The 17,308-nt window shown below is 29.0% G+C and carries 16 protein-coding genes, 2 rRNA genes and 3 pseudogenes; 17 read left to right on the forward strand and 4 right to left on the reverse strand.

Going from position 1 to position 17,308, the window contains the following annotated elements; translation table 11 throughout:
- Together C7U54_RS14800 and rrf are read left to right on the forward strand one after the other, a co-directional pair.
- Positions 1-310 (forward strand): 23S ribosomal RNA (locus C7U54_RS14800); the annotation flags it as partial.
- Between the two features lie 74 nt (positions 311-384).
- A 5S ribosomal RNA gene (rrf, locus tag C7U54_RS08475) occupies positions 385-492 on the forward strand.
- Positions 493-1,258: 766 nt separating this feature from the next.
- Here the strand turns inward: rrf and ptsP are convergent.
- On the reverse strand, positions 1,259-2,968 hold the full coding sequence (gene ptsP / locus C7U54_RS08480; protein ID WP_107029991.1) for a phosphoenolpyruvate--protein phosphotransferase: 1,710 nt from the start codon (positions 2,966-2,968) through the stop codon (positions 1,259-1,261).
- A gap of 159 nt (positions 2,969-3,127) precedes the next feature.
- Here ptsP and nagB point away from each other — a divergent pair, with 159 nt between their 5' ends.
- The 10 genes from nagB (at position 3,128) to hisC (ending at position 11,034) form a co-directional block, all read left to right on the forward strand.
- The gene (gene nagB / locus C7U54_RS08485; protein ID WP_032091752.1) at positions 3,128-3,865 is read left to right on the forward strand and encodes a glucosamine-6-phosphate deaminase; all 738 of its coding nucleotides are present in this window, start codon (positions 3,128-3,130) and stop codon (positions 3,863-3,865) included.
- A 94-nt stretch (positions 3,866-3,959) separates the two neighbouring features.
- The gene (locus C7U54_RS08490; protein WP_107029992.1) at positions 3,960-4,529 is read left to right on the forward strand and encodes a CDP-alcohol phosphatidyltransferase family protein; all 570 of its coding nucleotides are present in this window, start codon (positions 3,960-3,962) and stop codon (positions 4,527-4,529) included.
- Positions 4,522-4,911, forward strand: a complete 390-nt coding sequence (locus tag C7U54_RS08495; protein ID WP_032091750.1) for a hypothetical protein — start codon at positions 4,522-4,524, stop codon at positions 4,909-4,911. The genes C7U54_RS08490 and C7U54_RS08495 overlap by 8 nt, the downstream gene beginning before the upstream one ends.
- Before the next feature lie 56 nt (positions 4,912-4,967).
- Positions 4,968-5,156 (forward strand): hypothetical protein, encoded by a 189-nt coding sequence (locus C7U54_RS08500; RefSeq protein ID WP_022001335.1) that lies wholly within the window; start codon positions 4,968-4,970, stop codon positions 5,154-5,156.
- A gap of 93 nt (positions 5,157-5,249) precedes the next feature.
- Entirely contained in the window at positions 5,250-6,770 is a 1,521-nt protein-coding gene (gene gpmI, locus C7U54_RS08505) for a 2,3-bisphosphoglycerate-independent phosphoglycerate mutase (RefSeq protein ID WP_107029993.1), read from the forward strand.
- A gap of 14 nt (positions 6,771-6,784) precedes the next feature.
- Positions 6,785-7,288 carry a thioredoxin domain-containing protein gene (locus tag C7U54_RS08510; protein WP_241522593.1) on the forward strand — a complete coding sequence of 168 codons (504 nt, stop codon included), beginning with the start codon at positions 6,785-6,787 and terminating at the stop codon, positions 7,286-7,288.
- A gap of 19 nt (positions 7,289-7,307) precedes the next feature.
- Positions 7,308-8,138 (forward strand): zinc ribbon domain-containing protein, encoded by an 831-nt coding sequence (locus C7U54_RS08515; RefSeq protein ID WP_022001338.1) that lies wholly within the window; start codon positions 7,308-7,310, stop codon positions 8,136-8,138.
- Positions 8,139-8,215: 77 nt separating this feature from the next.
- Entirely contained in the window at positions 8,216-9,175 is a 960-nt protein-coding gene (gene pfkA, locus C7U54_RS08520) for a 6-phosphofructokinase (RefSeq protein ID WP_107029995.1), read from the forward strand.
- A gap of 9 nt (positions 9,176-9,184) precedes the next feature.
- On the forward strand, positions 9,185-9,964 hold the full coding sequence (locus C7U54_RS08525) for an HAD-IIB family hydrolase (RefSeq protein ID WP_107029996.1): 780 nt from the start codon (positions 9,185-9,187) through the stop codon (positions 9,962-9,964).
- Positions 9,965-9,966: 2 nt separating this feature from the next.
- Complete coding sequence (gene hisC, locus C7U54_RS08530) at positions 9,967-11,034, forward strand: histidinol-phosphate transaminase (RefSeq protein WP_022001341.1); 1,068 nt, start codon at positions 9,967-9,969, stop codon at positions 11,032-11,034.
- A gap of 53 nt (positions 11,035-11,087) precedes the next feature.
- Here the strand turns inward: hisC and tagD are convergent, their stop codons facing one another.
- From tagD to C7U54_RS08540, 3 genes and pseudogenes are all read right to left on the reverse strand, one after another.
- Complete coding sequence (tagD, locus tag C7U54_RS15200; protein ID WP_227352167.1) at positions 11,088-11,492, reverse strand: glycerol-3-phosphate cytidylyltransferase; 405 nt, start codon at positions 11,490-11,492, stop codon at positions 11,088-11,090.
- Between the two features lie 75 nt (positions 11,493-11,567).
- Positions 11,568-12,539 (reverse strand): annotated as a pseudogene (locus tag C7U54_RS15205) (NAD(P)H-dependent glycerol-3-phosphate dehydrogenase); the annotation flags it as partial.
- A gap of 13 nt (positions 12,540-12,552) precedes the next feature.
- Positions 12,553-13,275, reverse strand: coding sequence for a YaaA family protein (locus tag C7U54_RS08540; RefSeq protein WP_158561454.1), 723 nt, complete (start codon positions 13,273-13,275; stop codon positions 12,553-12,555).
- Positions 13,276-13,340: 65 nt separating this feature from the next.
- On the opposite strand from C7U54_RS08540, the gene C7U54_RS08545 reads away from it, so the two are divergent.
- From C7U54_RS08545 to C7U54_RS08560, 5 genes and pseudogenes are all read left to right on the forward strand, one after another.
- The gene (locus tag C7U54_RS08545; protein WP_022001344.1) at positions 13,341-14,345 is read left to right on the forward strand and encodes a nucleoid-associated protein; all 1,005 of its coding nucleotides are present in this window, start codon (positions 13,341-13,343) and stop codon (positions 14,343-14,345) included.
- Between the two features lie 59 nt (positions 14,346-14,404).
- Complete coding sequence (tig, locus tag C7U54_RS08550; protein ID WP_107029999.1) at positions 14,405-15,355, forward strand: trigger factor; 951 nt, start codon at positions 14,405-14,407, stop codon at positions 15,353-15,355.
- A 203-nt stretch (positions 15,356-15,558) separates the two neighbouring features.
- A pseudogene (locus tag C7U54_RS15210) lies at positions 15,559-15,834 on the forward strand (NAD-binding protein).
- Entirely contained in the window at positions 15,831-16,748 is a 918-nt protein-coding gene (locus C7U54_RS08555) for an NAD-binding protein (RefSeq protein WP_241522597.1), read from the forward strand. The pseudogene C7U54_RS15210 and the gene C7U54_RS08555 overlap by 4 nt, the downstream one beginning before the upstream one ends.
- Positions 16,745-17,169, forward strand: a pseudogene (locus tag C7U54_RS08560) (potassium transporter TrkG). The gene C7U54_RS08555 and the pseudogene C7U54_RS08560 overlap by 4 nt, the downstream one beginning before the upstream one ends.
- Positions 17,170-17,308: the final 139 nt, after the last annotated feature.

Consider the following 17,308-nt stretch of genomic DNA (forward strand, 5'->3'; position numbering starts at 1 on the left):
CGGTCCCTATCTGTCGCGGTCCCTATCTGTCGTGGGCGCAGGAAATTTGAGAAGAGCTGTCCTCAGTACGAGAGGACCGGGATGGACGCATCAATGGTGGACCAGTTGTCACGCCAGTGGCATAGCTGGGTAGCTAAATGCGGAAGGGATAAACGCTGAAGGCATCTAAGTGTGAAACCCACTTCAAGATGAGATTTCCCATTGCGCAAGCAAGTAAGACCCCTTAAAGACGATAAGGTAGATAGGTCAGGAGTGTAAGCATGGTGACATGTTAAGCGGACTGATACTAATAGGTCGAGGGCTTGACCGAAAAGGYAAGCGAGCTTGAAAGAAGAAAAACTACTGTCTGGTTTTGAGTGTCCTGAAGACACTTGAMAAGAAGAATCTGGTAATGATAGCATGATGGACACACCTGTACCCATTCCGAACACAGAAGTTAAGCATCATCGCGGCGAAGATAGTACATTGTGCGAAAATAGCTCGTTGCCAGTTCCTTCTTTTTTTTTATGTTTTTACATGATCATTGACAGGTCATGCCCTTGTGGTATGGCTTTTTTTTCTGATATGTGTTATTGCATCATATAAAATAGAGATAATTTTAAGTTGCTATTATTTGATGTTTATAAATTTGCTGAAATTATTTGAATATCTTGACTTTTTGTATGAATTATTATTTGAAATTAGTAAAAAAAAAGACATCTTTTCGAGGCCTTTATTATTAGGTTTTATTTTATGTCATGATATTTGAAACTACTTTTCAAAATCTTGTGGTTTTAATAATTAAAATAAAAGCAGACATTTTCTGTTATATGAGGTTTGCTCTTTTTCGTAACAATAACTAACGCTAATGGATTAGCTGTTTACAATTTTTAAGTTATGTGCTATTAAAGAATTAGATATAGTTATTTTTAATTTCTCTCTTTTCATTAAATTTTTTCCTTATTTATCTTGTCATAGTTATTTTTCTATTATTAAGCTTATTAAATGTATTTTTAAATCAATTACTTGCTTATTCGAATTTTAATTAAAGAATATTATTATTAGTTGTTAGCTATTCTTTTAATACACTAATTTTTGAGTAGGTTTACCGTTTATTGTGTTACCAATGTTAAAATCAAATTAGTAAAAAATATCTGGACTATAGCAAGACACCAATAATAGAGCATATAAAAACATGAGGTCTCCTCCATAGAAAAAACCTCATGTTATCTAATTAGCTTCGTTTTAAAAATATCATGTTATTTCATAAAGCCTATTATTACATTTTTACTGTAGATTTAACTAATTCAACAACTTCTTCAGAAGTAGCACAATCTAATGCTTTTTCTACTAAAGCTTCCATATCAGCTTTTGATACACTCTTAATTAATTTTCTTTGAGCTAAGATTGAAGTAGCTGACATAGAGAATTCATCTAATCCTAAACCAAGTAATAATGGAGCTGCAATAGCTTCACCAGCCATTTCTCCACACATACCAGCCCATTTACCTTCAGCATGTGCTGAATCGATAACATGTTTTAATAAGTTTAAGATTGATGGGTTGAATGGTTGATATAAATAACTTACACCAGAAGACATTCTGTCTGCTGCAAATGTATATTGTACTAAGTCATTTGTTCCTACTGAGAAGAAATCAACTTCTTTAGCAAATTTATGAGCTAATACAGCAGCTGCAGGAATTTCAATCATGATACCAACTTGTAATGTATCACTTACTTTAACACCTTCAGCAACTAATTTTTCTTTTTCTTCCATTAAGATTCCTTTAGCTTTACGGAATTCTTGTAAAGTAGCAATCATAGGGAACATGATTCTTAAATCACCATAAACTGATGCTCTAAGTAATGCTCTTAATTGAGTTCTAAAGATATCTTCTCTTTGGAAACATAAACGGATTGCACGAACACCTAAGAATGGATTCATTTCTTTTGGTAAATCGATAGCTTCGATTTCTTTATCTCCACCGATATCTAATGTTCTAACAACAACAGGTTTACCTTCCATACCTTCTAATACTTCTTTATAAACTTCAAATTGTTGTTCTTCAGTTGGTAATTCAGCAGATTCCATATATAAGAATTCAGTTCTGAATAATCCAACACCTTCACCACCATTTTCTTTAACACCTGCTAAATCTTTTGCTGAACCAATGTTAGCAACTAATTCAACTTGATGTCCATCAGTAGTAATTGTTTTTTCATTAACTAATTTCTTTAATTCTTCTTTATAAGCGATGAATTCAGCACGTTTAGTTTCATATTCTTTAACAGTTGCTTCATCAGGATTGATCATAACTGCTCCTTCAATACCATCAAGAACAATTAAATCTCCATCTTTAACTTCTTCTGTAATTGTTTTACAAGCAACAACTGCAGGAATTTCTAAAGAACGAGCCATGATAGCTGAGTGAGAAGTTCTACCACCAATATTAGTAGCAAATCCTCTAACTAAGTTTTTATTTAATTGTGCTGTATCAGAAGGAGTTAAATCATCAGCGATAATAACAACTTCTTCATCAATTAAAGCAGGGTTTGGTAATGGTTTACCAAGTAAGTTAGCTAATAAACGACGAGAAACGTCTTTAATATCAGCAGCTCTTTCTCTAAAATAATCATCATCCATCATTTCAAACATTGCAATGAAACTATTTGCAACTGCATCTAATGCAGCTTCAGCGCATAATTTTTCATTATTGATTTTGTCTAAAACTTGTGTTTTTAATTCAGGATCTTGAAGTACTAATGCATGAGCATCAAATACAGCAGCTTCTTCAGCTGATAAGTTTTTAGAAGCAGCTTCTTTAATTGCTTCTAATTGTTTAGCTGTTTCAGCCATACAATCTTCAAATTTTTTGATTTCAGCTGCAACATCTTCTACAGTGTTTTGTGTTACAGTTAAATCAGGCATAACTAGTTTGTACGCTTTAGCAATTGCAATACCACTAGAAGCCCCAATACCTTTAATCATAGTATTAAACACCTCCATATTTACATTCCAATTCTAACCTATTTTTATTGAAAAATAAAGATATTTTCATTGTACGAAAGGACTTTTTAAGAAAAAAGATAAGTATTTATTGAATTGTTTGTCTAGACATGATAAAATGTTGTCGAGGAGGAGTTTGCAATGAAAGTTATTATTGTTGAAAATTATGAAGAAGCAAGCCAAGAAGCAGCAAAAATTTTTATTAATCAAGTAAAGGAAAAACCAAATAGTATTTTAGGATTAGCTACAGGATCTACACCTGTTAGAATGTATGAATTATTAAGAGAAGATCATGAAAAAAATCATACATCATATAAAGATGTTAAATCATACAACTTAGATGAATATTTTGGATTAGATGCAAGTCATCCACAAAGTTATCATTATTTTATGTATAAAAACTTATTCAATGGAATTGATATTAAAGATGAAAATGTTCATGTTCCATGCGGACAAGGAAATATTCAAGAAAACTGTGATGAATATAATAAAATGTTAGCTGAAAATCCAATTGATATTCAATTATTAGGAATTGGTTCAAATGGACATATTGGATTCAATGAACCAGGAACTGATTTTAATTCAAAAACACATTATGTTGATTTAAAAGAAAGTACTATTAAAGACAATGCAAGATTATTCTTTAATGGAGATGAAGATGCTGTTCCAAAACAAGCAATCTCTATGGGAATTCAAAATATTATGGATGCTAAAAGTGTTGTTTTAATTGCTTGTGGTAAAAATAAAGAAAATGCTGTTAAAGGAATGATTGAAGGACCTGTAACTCCAGAATTACCAGCTAGTGTATTACAAAATCATAAAGATGTAACTGTAATTATTGATAAAGCAGCTGCAGCTTTATTAGAAAAAGAATATTAAAATTCATGAGGGAGAAATCTCCCTTTTTTTGTTTAGGTTGAAATTTTTATCATTAAACTGTAAGATTATATTACTAATACAGAAGGTGAAAATTATGAAAAAAATAAGACTTAAAGAATTTTTTAATATACCTAATTGTTTATGCTATTTAAGAATAATACTTATTCCTATTTTTTTACATCGCTATTTTTTAGCTGGAAGTAAAGAAGATTATTATATATGTGCTACTATTTTAATTATTTCAGGTCTATCTGATTTTTTAGATGGTTACATTGCAAGACATTACCAGATGATTACTGATTTTGGGAAAGTTATAGATCCAATTGCTGATAAATTGACACAATTTACGGTTGCGTTTGTTTTAGTTTATACGTATTCATGGATGTGGTTATTACTTCTTATCATTGTTTTAAAAGATGGAATGCTGGCTTTAGGGGGACTTTATTTATATGAAAAAGGAGCAAAGGTCCAAGGAGCCTCATGGTGGGGGAAAATTTCTACTGCTATCTTTGATGTTGTCGCAATCGTATTAATTGGAATACATATTCCAAATTCTATTTTTGCAACTATTTCAATTTTTGTTTGTATTGTGTTGATGTTATTATCACTTGTTTTATATGCTAAACAACTGTTATCAATTTATAAGGAGCTTAAGAATGAATAAAAGGCAAATAAAGTTAAGTTGTTATTTAGAACAATTAAATATAGAGGTTGTTAAAGTAGAAATGATTTTAAATCAATTAAATAGATTAAAAAATAATCAAGAGATAGCTAATTATATAATTGAAAGGGATCTTTTAAAAACAAAGTGTCAATTAGAATTATCACTTGCTTCTTTGTGTATTATTCTAAGAAAAATGTGTGAAAATCAATTTATTACTTTAAATCAAGAAAGAAGAAAAGATATTAATAGTATTATCCATTCAAATCGTTTTGATTTTTTTGAGGACGATAAAGTTTATGTTTTTTCACAAAAAGGACAAGAAGAAGTCAATATCATTCAATTACTAGATTATGCAAAAAAGATATTTAAAGAAATCGTATGATTTTTTTGGACATCTTTTTTATTTTATCCAAGATAAAATAAAACTAGGTGAATAAAATGAATATTAAAAAAAATTGTGGTATTGTTTTGATTGTTTTGGGAATCATCTTAACGTTAGATCGAACAAATGAATTCAAAGGTATTGTTTCAATTATTGTTTATTATATTCAAGAATACTGGCCTTTATTCATTACTTTTTGCGGTGTTTCATTGCTTGCTACACCACAAAAAACTAAAAAGAAATGAAATAAAAAATACTGATTTTATATAGCTAAATGAATTGAAACACGATAACAAAAATGATAATATGTATAACGTATTAATGGAGGAAACAAAAAAATGAAAAAAAGACCTATCGTATTATGTATTATGGATGGTTATGGTATTTCTGAAAGCATTAATGGTAATGCTGTAAGACTTGCTAATACACCTAACTTAGATGATTTAATGGCTATGTATCCAAACACAACTATTTCAGCTAGTGGTATGCCAGTTGGTTTACCTGATGGACAAATGGGAAATAGTGAAGTTGGGCATTTAAATATTGGAGCAGGAAGAACTGTTTATCAATCATTAACTTTAATTAATAAAGCTTTAAATGAAAAAACTTTCTTTGAAAATGAAAAATTCTTAAAAGCAATTCAACATGCTAAAGATAATGGTTCTAAATTACATATTTGGGGATTATTATCAAATGGTGGTGTTCACTCATCAAATGAACATATCTTTGGTTTATTAGAATTAGCTAAACAACAAGGTTTAGATAAAGTATATGTACATGCTTTCTTAGACGGAAGAGATGTTGCTCCTGATAGTGGTGTTGATTTCGTAAAAGAATTACAAGAAAAAATTGAAGAAATCGGTGTTGGACAAATTGCATCAATTTCTGGTAGATACTATGCAATGGACAGAGATAAAAGATTTGATCGTGTTAAATTAGCTTACGATGCAATCGTATGTCAAGAAGGTGAATCTTTTGAATGTCCAGTTCAATATGTAAAAGATTCTTATGCTAAAGATGTTTTAGATGAATTCGTTATCCCTGGTTACAACAAAAACGTTGAAGGAACAATTGATGATGGAGATTCAGTAATCTTCGCTAACTTCAGACCAGATAGAGCAATCCAATTAGCTACAGTAATTACAAATCCTACATTCTATGAAGGATATGTGCCTGAAAAACAAGTTAAAGATTTAGAATTCGTATGTATGATGAAATATGCAGACAGCGTTAATGGAGAAATCGCATTCGTTTCACCTGAACTTACAAATACATTAGGTGATTACTTGTCAGCTCAAGGTTTAAAACAATTACGTATTGCTGAAACTGAAAAATATGCTCATGTAACTTTCTTCTTTGATGGTGGGGTAGATAAAGAAATCGAAGGAGCTACTCGTGTATTAGTTAATTCACCAAAAGTTGCTACTTATGATTTACAACCTGAAATGTCAGCTTATGAAGTAAAAGATAAATTAATTGCTGAATTAGATAAAGATATTCATGATGTTGTCATTGTTAACTTTGCAAATTGTGACATGGTAGGACATACTGGTGTTATTCCTGCAGCAATCAAAGCTGTTAGCGTTGTTGATGATTGTATCGGTGAAGTCTATGAAAAAGTTCTTGAATTAGGTGGAACTATGTTAATTACTGCTGATCATGGTAACGCTGAAGAAGAATTAGATGCAGATGGAAATCCATTTACTGCACATACAACAAATGTTGTACCTTTAATTGTTACTAATTCTCATATAGGATTAAAAGAAGGCGGAAAATTAGGAGATTTAGCTCCAACAATGTTACAATTATTAGGTTTACCAATTCCTGAAGAAATGGATGGAGAATCTTTATTAAAATAATCAATAAGTTCATATTGATTTCATTTTTAATAGGTATATTAAGTGGGTGTAGTCATACTACATCCACTCATACTATACAGAAAGATTTATCAAAAGATCAAATCATAGAAATCAATTATGATGATGTTTTAAAGAAAATAAATCAAAAAGAAGATTTTGTTTTATATATTGGAAGACCTGATTGTAAAGATTGTCAAGAATTTGAACCTTATTTAAAAAAATATTTAAAGAAAAATAAAGGAGTTTATCTTTATTATTTCAATATTAAAGAATATCGAGATCAAGCGAATAGTCAAGAAGCAACAAAAAAAGAAAAATCTCGATATAACCAAATGAGAAAAAAACTTGATTTTTCATGGACACCTACTTTAAAATTAGTGATCAATGGGAAATTTGTAGATCAATATACTTTTTTAGATGAAGATTATTATTCATTACCAAGCAAAAAACAAAAAGAAAAGAAACAGAATTATATTGATAAACTTTCATCTTGGCTAGACCAAATATACCAAGATTAAAAGAAAGGATTGATAAAATATGAAAAAATGTCCAAAATGCCATAAAAATATACCAAGTAATGCAAAAGTATGTCCTTATTGTGGAACACCTCAATCTGGCTATCAACCAATGAAACGTACCCCTAAAAGAAAATACGCATTCATTTATCCAATTTTGATTATTGCATTTGTTTTCTTACCTATGGGAATTTCTTATTTCTTTGCATTTAATACATTATCTGATAGTGGAATCAATCAAACAGCAACATTAAAAACATATACAAAATCAAATCAAGAAACAGTTGTATATCAATATGATTCCTTAAAAGAATTTTCAAAAAATGTTAAAAATAGTAAAAAATATGTCAATAAGATTAATAACATGGAATCGTCTTTAGAAAAAATAGTTGGAACAAAAAATATGGATTCAGAATATTTGTTTCAAATAACAAATAATAATAATCTTTATGTATCTGTTCAATATGATATTTCTTTAGATAAACAAAATACAATGAGTATTTCTTATGATTATGATTTATCAAAAGAAAGCCAATTACAGTTTGAATATCATTTAAATGATATTCAACAATTAGATGATGGCTATCAACAATTAAATCAACAAGTTACAAAAATAAATCAAATCATTACACTATTTAATGAAAAAGATAATCAAGAATTAATTCAAAAAACATTAAATGATTTAAAAAATAATGAAGCTGAAATTACAAAAGAAACACTTTCTCATTATGGAAAAGGAATGACACAATCAAAAGGAAACGATCAATCTTCAATAAGAATATTTAATTATAAAGATACATATCGTTTAAAATTTTCTTATGATTCAAATTTAAATTTAGAAAAATTTATATAAAGCCAAGAAATTGGCTTTTTCTTTTTATGTAAAACAAGTATAATAGGGATAATTATAGGGAAAAAGTAGGTGAATCGATGAGAAAAATTGCAGTTTTAACCTCAGGAGGAGATGCACCAGGAATGAATGGGGCTATTCGTGCTATTGTTCGTGTAGGAATAAAAAGAGGTTTTGAGGTTTATGGTGTTTATGAAGGATATAAAGGATTAGTAGCAGGGAATATCAAAAAATTAGGGTATAGTGATGTTTCTGAAATATTATCTAAAGGGGGAACTATTTTAGAATCTTCAAGATTACCTTCATTTAAGGAAGATAAAGTTCAAGAACAAGCAATTCATCAGCTTAAACAAAGAGGGATAGATGGGCTTGTTGTTATTGGGGGAGATGGAAGTTATAAAGGAGCTTTAGCACTTAGTCAAAAAGGAATTGATTGTATTGCTATTCCTGGAACAATTGATAATGATATTAATGGAACAGATGAAACAATAGGTTTTCATACAGCACTTTATAACATTATCGATGCTGTTAATAAATTAAGAGATACGTCTAGTTCACATCATCGTTGTTTTGTTGTTGAAGTTATGGGAAATCATGCAGATAATCTTGCTATATATTCTGCAATTGCATGTGGTAGTGAAATTGTTATTACAGATAAAACAGAGTATGATGAAAATAAAATTATTGAAGAACTTAAAATATGTGAAGAAGAGTATCATAAAAAACATGCGATAATTATTGTAAGTGAAAAAATATTAGATGTTGAAAAACTAGCTAATCGTATTAGCGAAGAAACTGGATATTCAGGAAGATCAATTGTTTTGGGACATATTCAAAGAGGTGGATCACCTGTTCCTGAAGATCGTATTTTAGCATCTAAAATGGCAGAAGAAGCCATTTGTTTATTAGAAAAAAGAAAAAGTGGTTTATGTATCTGTATGAAAGATAATCAAATTATATCTAAAAATATTGAAGAAGCTTTAATTGAAAAAAATGAAAATCATGATCGTTTATATCAATTATTTTTAGACTTAGCTTAAGGAGAAGATATGAAAAAAATATTATTTAGTGATATTGATGGAACAATTGCTAAGGACAATTTACCCATTACTTATAAAGATCAAGAAGCTGTAAAAAAATTAAGAACACAAGGTCATTATTTTTCATTTTGTACAGGAAGAAATATTCAAGAAACAAAACTTGTCACACCATATTTTGAATATGATTATCTTGTTTTAAATAATGGAGCAATGATTGTTGATCAAAATGATCAAGTTCTTTATCGAAAACAAATAAAAAATGAAATTGCTAAAGAAATACTTAAAGAAAGTTATCAAAAATATCCTTATCTAAATTATACATTTTTTGATGGTCAACAAACATATGGATATATAAATCAAAAAACATGTATTTTAACAGAAAATGGTTATCAAGAAATAGCAGGTGATTTTTTAGAAATATTAGATCATACTCAAGATGATATTGATATTGTATGTGCTTTTCATCCACAAGAAAAATTAGATGAAATACTTGAAATTCAAAAACAAATCCACCAAAAATATGTAGGTATTCATGCAACACTCAATGTTGTTTATTTAGATATTACAGTAGATTGTACTAAAGGAAGTGGACTTAAAAAGCTTTGTTCATTATTGGATCAAGAAGTGATTTCTTATTGTATAGGAGATTCTTATAATGATTTAGATATGTTTGAAAAAGCTGATCATGCTTATACTTTTAATCGTGTAGAAAAACAAATAAAAGAAAAGACAGAAAAACAAGTTGATTATGTTTATGAAGTCATCAACGATATGTTAGAGGGGGAATAACAATGAGTTGGCAAGATAAATTAAGACAAGTAGAACCATATGTAGCAGGTGAACAACCAAAAATCAACAATATGATTAAATTAAATACGAATGAAAATCCATATGGTCCATGTAAACAAATAAAAGATATTTTAAAAGAAATCGATATTGAAAAATTAAAACTTTATCCAAATAGTGATGGAGAAGAATTAAGACATGCTTTAGCTAAGTATCATGGTTTAAAAGATGAACAAGTTTTTTTAGGAAATGGTTCAGATGAAGTTTTAGCACTTACATTTTTAACATTTTTTAATGGAAGTGATCCAGTATTATTTCCAAATATTTCTTATTCATTTTATCCAGTTTATTGTGATCTTTACCAAATGAATTATAAAGAAATTATTTTGGATCAAGATTTTAAAATGTATGTTGAAGATTTTAAACAACCAAATTCAGGAATTATTTTTCCTAATCCTAATGCACCAACAGGATTACTTGTTTCTTTAGATTTTATAGAAGAAGTTTTAAAAAGTAATCCAGACAGTATTGTTGTTGTTGATGAAGCTTATATTGATTTTGGAGGACAATCATGTGTCCCACTTATTCATCAATATGAAAATTTAGTGGTTATTCAAACGTTTTCTAAATCAAGATCTTTTGCTGGAGCTAGATTAGGAGTAGCTTTAGGAAATAAAGAAGCAATCTCTCATTTATATGATGTAAAGAATTCTTTTAACTCGTATCCTATTGATTATATAACTCAACAAATTGGACTTGTTTCTGTTTTAAATAGTCAAGATATGAAAGAAAAATGTCAAAAAGTAATTCAAACAAGAGAATATACAAAAACGAAACTAAAAGAATTAGGATTTGTGGTTCCAGATAGTTATGCTAACTTTGTATTTGTAAAACATCCAAAGATTGATGGGGAAGAATTATTTTTAGCACTTAGAAAAGAAGGCATTATTGTGCGTCATTGGAATAAACCATTGATTGATCAGTATTTAAGAGTTACGATTGGAACTGATCAACAAATGGAAAGATTCTTTGAATTTTTAGAAAACTATTTAAATCAAAAAGAATTGTTATGATTTTTTCATAACAATCCTTTATAAAAAAGAAGCTATAGCGATTGCTATAGCCTTTATTTTTCTTCTGTATGATGTAAATCTTCTTTAATTTGAGTTGTAGAAATTTCAGGAGTTCTTGGTAAATAAATAACTTCTACACCCTCATCTTTTAGATAATCAAATTTACCTTTCCAATCATCTCCAATAACAAAAGTATCAATATGATATTCTTTAATATCTTTGATTTTTTGATTCCAATTTTCTTCAGGAATAACTAAATCTACAAAACGTACAGATTCTAGTAGACCTTTTCTTTGTTCATAAGAGAAATAACATTTTTTATCTTTTTTCAAACGTGTAAATTCATCAGTTGAAACAGCAACAATTAAATAATCACCTAAAGCTTTCGCACGTTTTAATAAATTAATATGTCCATAATGTAATAAATCAAATGTACCATAAGTAATAACTCTTTTCATACCTAACCCTCTTTTACTTTTAATAATACTATTTTCAAAATTAATATCTGCAACAGACTTTGTTAGCTCTGTTTTTCGATCACGATTCATTAATGCCTTGACTGCTTCATTTGGACTAACTTTACCTTTAACAATAGCATCGACCATGGCAGTAATTGGCATTTCTACATCATATCTTTTAGCAAGTTGCATTGCAGCAGGTAAAGCGTTTAAACCTTCAACGACCATACCAACTTCTTTTGTAGCGTCATCAACATTGTAACCTTGTCCAATTAATGTTCCACATTTAAAGTTACGACTATGCACGCTTGTTGCTGTGACAATCAAATCACCAATTCCAGCAAGACCATGGAATGTTTGTTCAAGGCATCCCATTGTTGTTCCTAAACGTGTCATTTCAGAAAGACCACGCGTAATAAGGGCAGCACGAGTGTTATCACCATAATTTAACCCATGGGAAATACCAGCTGCTAAAGCAATGATATTTTTTAAAGCACCACATAATTCAACCCCGCGGACATCAATGTTTGTATAAACACGCATGCATGTATCTTGGAAAAGATTTTGTACTTTTTCAGCAACTTCTAAATCATCACAAGCTGAAACAATGGTTGAAGGCATATCTCTTACAACTTCTTCAGCATGGGTTGGACCTGATAGAGCTACGATTTTTGCTTGATTTCCTAAAACATCTCGAATAATTTCAGACATTGTATAAAGACTATCTTTTTCAACCCCTTTAGCAAGATCGATTAAGATTTGCTCTTTAATATAATCTTTAGCTGTTTCCATTGTACTTCTCATAAAAATGGAAGGAACAGCAACCACTAAATACTCGCTATTGCATACTTCTTTAATATCTGTTGTAAATTCCATATCATCAGGAATTTCTAATTCAGGTAATTTTGGATGTGTTCTGTTTTTTTGAATATATTCAATTTCTTGAGGTAAAGCTGACCAAACCATCACTGAATGATGACGATTGCATAACACTCTTGCGACAGCCATCCCCCATGTACCTGCTCCTAAAACACCAACTTTATACATGATAAATAACCTCCTATTTTTTGATGTATTTCATTTTTTCATTTTTTATAAAAACCCAATGATCATCATTTGAATCATTTTCACTAAAATGATAATCATCGATTACAATTTCTTTTATTTGTTTAATATCTTCAATATGATGTTCAATCAAATAATTGAGCATCATTCCTCTTGCTTTTTTTAAATACACGGCATTTCGTTTAAAAGTATGCCCATTTCTTATCACAAAATCAAGTTGAATGATTGGAAGATCAAACATTTTTTCATATTCTTTCGTACTTAAAGAAAGAATAACATCTTCATTTTTTAAATAATCATTTAGTTCTTTATACCAATATTGATATAAATTTATTTCATTTAATTTATGTTTCATTTCTAAACGATGATAATTTACAGCATCATTATAACGTAAAATTCCATAAAGTGGAGAATTAATTAGTAAATGCTTATCTAAATAATCCCATTCTTCTTTTTGATAATTCTTTAAATCAAGCTGTTTAAAAACAACGCCATTAAATAAATTTATGGCTGCAAAAGTTTCCTCATTATGAAAATAATCATAAATTAATGAAGATTGTTTAAAAGAAATCTTCATCAAATCATGAATTTGATTAATATCTAATTCTTTTAATTGTTTTCTTAAAGATTCTGCTTTATTAAAAAACAATGGTGTTTGTTTTTCAATAGGAAAATGCTTTTCTTTTAAACTTTTTGCATCAGCAATTATAATTTTCATAGACTTCACCACATCCATTATATATTAAAATAAAAAATTATGATATACTACATTCGGTGATAAAGATGAATACAACAATTATAGATAAGATATTAATTCATATGCTCGATATGGAACATAGTCAAATTATTTATTCTGATCAATTTATTGATTTAATAGAAGGAACAACTGAATATTATGATAAAAAAATAGAAAAATGTTTAACGAATACAACCATTAAAGAACTCATTGTAGGAAGTGAACATCATTTATTACAAGCAGCTAGAAATATGATCATTGATGATGAACAATTTATTGCTGAATCTAAAAAGATTGCTCAAGATCTATTTGCTGTCAGCAAATATGTAGAAGAAATGCCTAATAGTAATTTAATGTTTGTTGAATGTAAAGTAGATGGAGAAAAGATGATTCTCATCATGAAGTTAAATTATAAAGTGACCCCTATTTCTATTGTGGAAGAAGTAGATGGTAAAAGATTTATTAAATTTGTTAATAGACAAAGTCTTCCACCTAAAACTTCAGCTGTTGAAGAAGCAATTATTATCAATGTTGATAAAAACACAGTTTCTTTAATTGAAAAAAGATTTCAAATAGATGGAAAACCAGGCTACTATCTTAATGAACAATATATTAAAGGTGAACCTAAATTAACAGATAAACAAAAAATGAGTATTGTCAATAAAGTCGTTAAAAAAGTCGATAGTGAATATAATGTTTTTGAAGGTGATCCTACAGCTATGGTCAAAAAAGAAATGATTGATTTAGTAATGGAACATTTACCATTAAAACCAATGGAAATTGCGAAGAAGGTCATGGGTGATGATTATAATGCACAAGAAGAAGTTGAAACGATTATGAGAGATCTAGGAATTGAAGAAGATGATGAAATTGTTAATGTCCCACTTTCATTAGATCGTATGTCAAGATGTAAATTGGTTTTAGATGATGATCGTATTATTGAATTAAATGTTGAAGATTATTTAAATCATGAAAATATTACAACCGAAACAGATATGTCAGGATATTCAACAATTACTTTAAATAATATTAAGGATATTAAGATTAAATAAAGACAAGAAGTTTTCTTTATGATAGAATAAACAGGCATATAATGAAAGGAAATAGATAAATGAGTAAAGTAATTAAATTAGGTAATTATAAAGGAATTGAATTCAAAGTAGAAAAAGTACCTGTATCAAATGAAGAAGTTGAACAACAAATTCAAATGATTTTAGCTCAATCAAGTCAAACAGAAGAAAAAGATGGAGATACTGTTGAAAACGGAGATATCGCTACAATTGATTTTGTTGGTTTAAAAGATGATGTTGCTTTTGAAGGTGGAACAGGAAATGATTATGATTTAGAAATCGGTTCAGGATCATTTATTCCAGGGTTTGAAGAACAAATGATTGGTATGAAAGTTAATGAAACAAGAGATTTAAACTTAACTTTCCCAGAAAATTATCAAGCAGAAGATTTAGCTGGACAAGATGTTGTTTTCAAAGTAACAGTTAAAAAATTATCTGTAAAAAAAGAAGCTGAATTAAATGATGATTTTGTTGAAGGTTTAGGTGTACCTGAAATTAAAACAATTGAAGATTTAAAAGCTTATATTAATGAAGGTTTACAGCAACAACATGATCAACAATATGAAGCACAAAAAGAAAATACAATTTTTGATACATTTATGAATGATTGTGAAGTTGAATTAGATGAAGATGCAATTGATGAAGCATTAGATAGACAAATGTCTTATATGGCAAATCAAATGATGGCTCAAGGAATTCAATTAGATCAATACTTACAAATGACAGGTATGGATGAAGAAAAATTAAGAGAACAAATGAAACCATCTGCTACTCAACAAGCTAAATTAGAAGCTTTAATTGATGAAATTATTGCTGTTGAAAATATTGTTGTTACTGAAGAAGTATTAGAAGAACAATTAAATATGGTTGCACAAGCTAATCAAATGACTAAAGAACAAGTTTTAGAAAAAATTGATTTAGAAGGATTCAAAAGAGATTTATCTCGTATGCAAGCAAGCCGTATTATTGTAAATAATGCAGTTGAAAAATAATGAAAATTCCACGATATAGTGGAGTTTTTTATTATACTGTATAAAAATAATTTTTTCATTGATATTTAGTTTGGTTAATGTAAAATAGGTTGAGTAATTAAAGAAAAAGGGTAAAAATATCTATCTGTATTAAGGGGATTTCATTTTTTATGAAAATCATTGTTTTGGGAGCCGGTAAAGTCGGAAAAACACTTATTAAACATATGTCAAATGAAGATCATGATATTATTGTTGTTGATCAAAATGCAACTAAAGTAGAAGAAGTTGTAAACCAATATGATGTTATAGGTGTTGTAGGTAATGGCGGTTCATAGGATATATTAATGGAAGCAGGAGCAGAAGATGCTAACCTTATTATTTGTGTAACTACTTCAGATGAATTAAATATTTTAGCAGGATTAATGGCTAAAAAATGGGAACAAGACACACTATTGCACGTGTTAGAAATCCTGATTATTCATCGCAACGTGATTTTATGAGAAATCAATTAGGTTTTTCAATGATTGTTAATCCTGAACTTGAAGCAGCAAGTGAAATTCGCCGTGTTCTATCTTTTCCTTCAGCTGTTAAAGTGGATACTTTTTCAAGAGGAAAAGTTGAGCTTGCTGAATTCTTTGTGGAAGATCAAAGTCGTTTAAAAGGAATAGAATTGAATCAATTACATAAAATTACAAAAACAAATATCTTAGTATGTGCTGTTAGTCATAATGAAGATGTTATTATTCCAGATGGAAATTACGCTATCAAACCAGGTGATCATTTATATATTACAGGGACACATCGAGATTTATCAAGATTTTGTTTAGATATCGGTGCTATCACAAATCGTATTAAAAATGTTATTATTATTGGTGGCGGTAAGATTGCCTATTATTTATCAAAACAATTATCAACACAAGGAATTAAAGTTAAAATTATTGAAAAGGATAAAAATCGTTGTCAGGTTCTGGCAGAAAAATTGCCTTATGTCACTATTATCCATGGAGATGGTAGTGATGATGAATTATTAAATGAAGAAGGTATTGAAAATACAGATGCTGTTTTAGCACTTACAGGTTTAGATGAAGAAAATATTGTTTTATCATTATCCGCAAAAAGCCTATATCATAAAAAGACAATTGCGAAAGTAACAAGAATGAATTACATAGGATTATCAGATGTGTTAAAGGTTGATAGTATTGTTGCACCAAAGAAAATTGTTGCTAGTCAAATTATTAGATATGTACGTGCTAAAATGACTAAAGATCATGATTCAGCTGTTAAAACACTTTATAAAATTGTTGATGGTGAAGTAGAAGCTGTTGAATTTAAAGTAACAGAACATTTTAATTATTTACAACAACAGGATTTGTGGTTGTTGATTATAGTAAATGGCCATTACTTTCACAAGTGATTATTCTTGTTTTAACTTTCGTTGGAGCAAGTTCAGAATCAACAGGTGGAGGAATTAAAATTTCTAGAATCGTCATGTATTGTAAAAGTGCTCGTAAAGAATTAAGAAAAGCATTACATCCTCATAGTGTAGAGACAATTGAATTTGAAAATCAACCAATTGATAGTAATGTCATAAGTTCAATTCAAGGATATTTAGTGATTTACTTAATGATTTTTGTAGTATCTTTACAAGTGCTTTTTCAGCTGTAGCAACGTGTTTAAATAACGTTGGTCCAGGAATGAATGTTGTTGGTCCAGTAGAAAATTTCTCATCATTATCGGATGTATCAAAACTTGTTTTATCTTTTGATATGTTAGCAGGACGACTTGAAATATTCCCAATGTTATTATTATTTGCTCCATCTCAATGGAGAAAATAGACTACTTAGAAGTCCCTAGTGGACTTCTTTTAAAATATTGAAAATTATTTATTAGGAGATCTCGAAAGAGGTCTTTTTGCATTTCACACCCTAAAAACGACATTTCGCGACAAATGAAAAAATAAAGTATCATAAATAG

It is taken from the genome of Faecalibacillus intestinalis (genome assembly GCF_003024685.1).
Lineage (GTDB): Bacteria > Bacillota_I > Bacilli_A > Erysipelotrichales > Coprobacillaceae > Faecalibacillus > Faecalibacillus intestinalis.

Coding starts and splice junctions, on each gene's coding strand:
- ptsP (WP_107029991.1), bottom strand. CDS start 2,968: ATGATTAAAGGTATTGGGGCTTCTAGTGGTATTGCAATTGCTAAAGCG.
- nagB (WP_032091752.1), top strand. CDS start 3,128: ATGAAAGTTATTATTGTTGAAAATTATGAAGAAGCAAGCCAAGAAGCA.
- C7U54_RS08490 (WP_107029992.1), top strand. CDS start 3,960: ATGAAAAAAATAAGACTTAAAGAATTTTTTAATATACCTAATTGTTTA.
- C7U54_RS08495 (WP_032091750.1), top strand. CDS start 4,522: ATGAATAAAAGGCAAATAAAGTTAAGTTGTTATTTAGAACAATTAAAT.
- C7U54_RS08500 (WP_022001335.1), top strand. CDS start 4,968: ATGAATATTAAAAAAAATTGTGGTATTGTTTTGATTGTTTTGGGAATC.
- gpmI (WP_107029993.1), top strand. CDS start 5,250: ATGAAAAAAAGACCTATCGTATTATGTATTATGGATGGTTATGGTATT.
- C7U54_RS08515 (WP_022001338.1), top strand. CDS start 7,308: ATGAAAAAATGTCCAAAATGCCATAAAAATATACCAAGTAATGCAAAA.
- pfkA (WP_107029995.1), top strand. CDS start 8,216: ATGAGAAAAATTGCAGTTTTAACCTCAGGAGGAGATGCACCAGGAATG.
- C7U54_RS08525 (WP_107029996.1), top strand. CDS start 9,185: ATGAAAAAAATATTATTTAGTGATATTGATGGAACAATTGCTAAGGAC.
- hisC (WP_022001341.1), top strand. CDS start 9,967: ATGAGTTGGCAAGATAAATTAAGACAAGTAGAACCATATGTAGCAGGT.
- tagD (WP_227352167.1), bottom strand. CDS start 11,492: ATGAAAAGAGTTATTACTTATGGTACATTTGATTTATTACATTATGGA.
- C7U54_RS08540 (WP_158561454.1), bottom strand. CDS start 13,275: ATGAAAATTATAATTGCTGATGCAAAAAGTTTAAAAGAAAAGCATTTT.
- C7U54_RS08545 (WP_022001344.1), top strand. CDS start 13,341: ATGAATACAACAATTATAGATAAGATATTAATTCATATGCTCGATATG.
- tig (WP_107029999.1), top strand. CDS start 14,405: ATGAGTAAAGTAATTAAATTAGGTAATTATAAAGGAATTGAATTCAAA.
- C7U54_RS08555 (WP_241522597.1), top strand. CDS start 15,831: ATGAGAAATCAATTAGGTTTTTCAATGATTGTTAATCCTGAACTTGAA.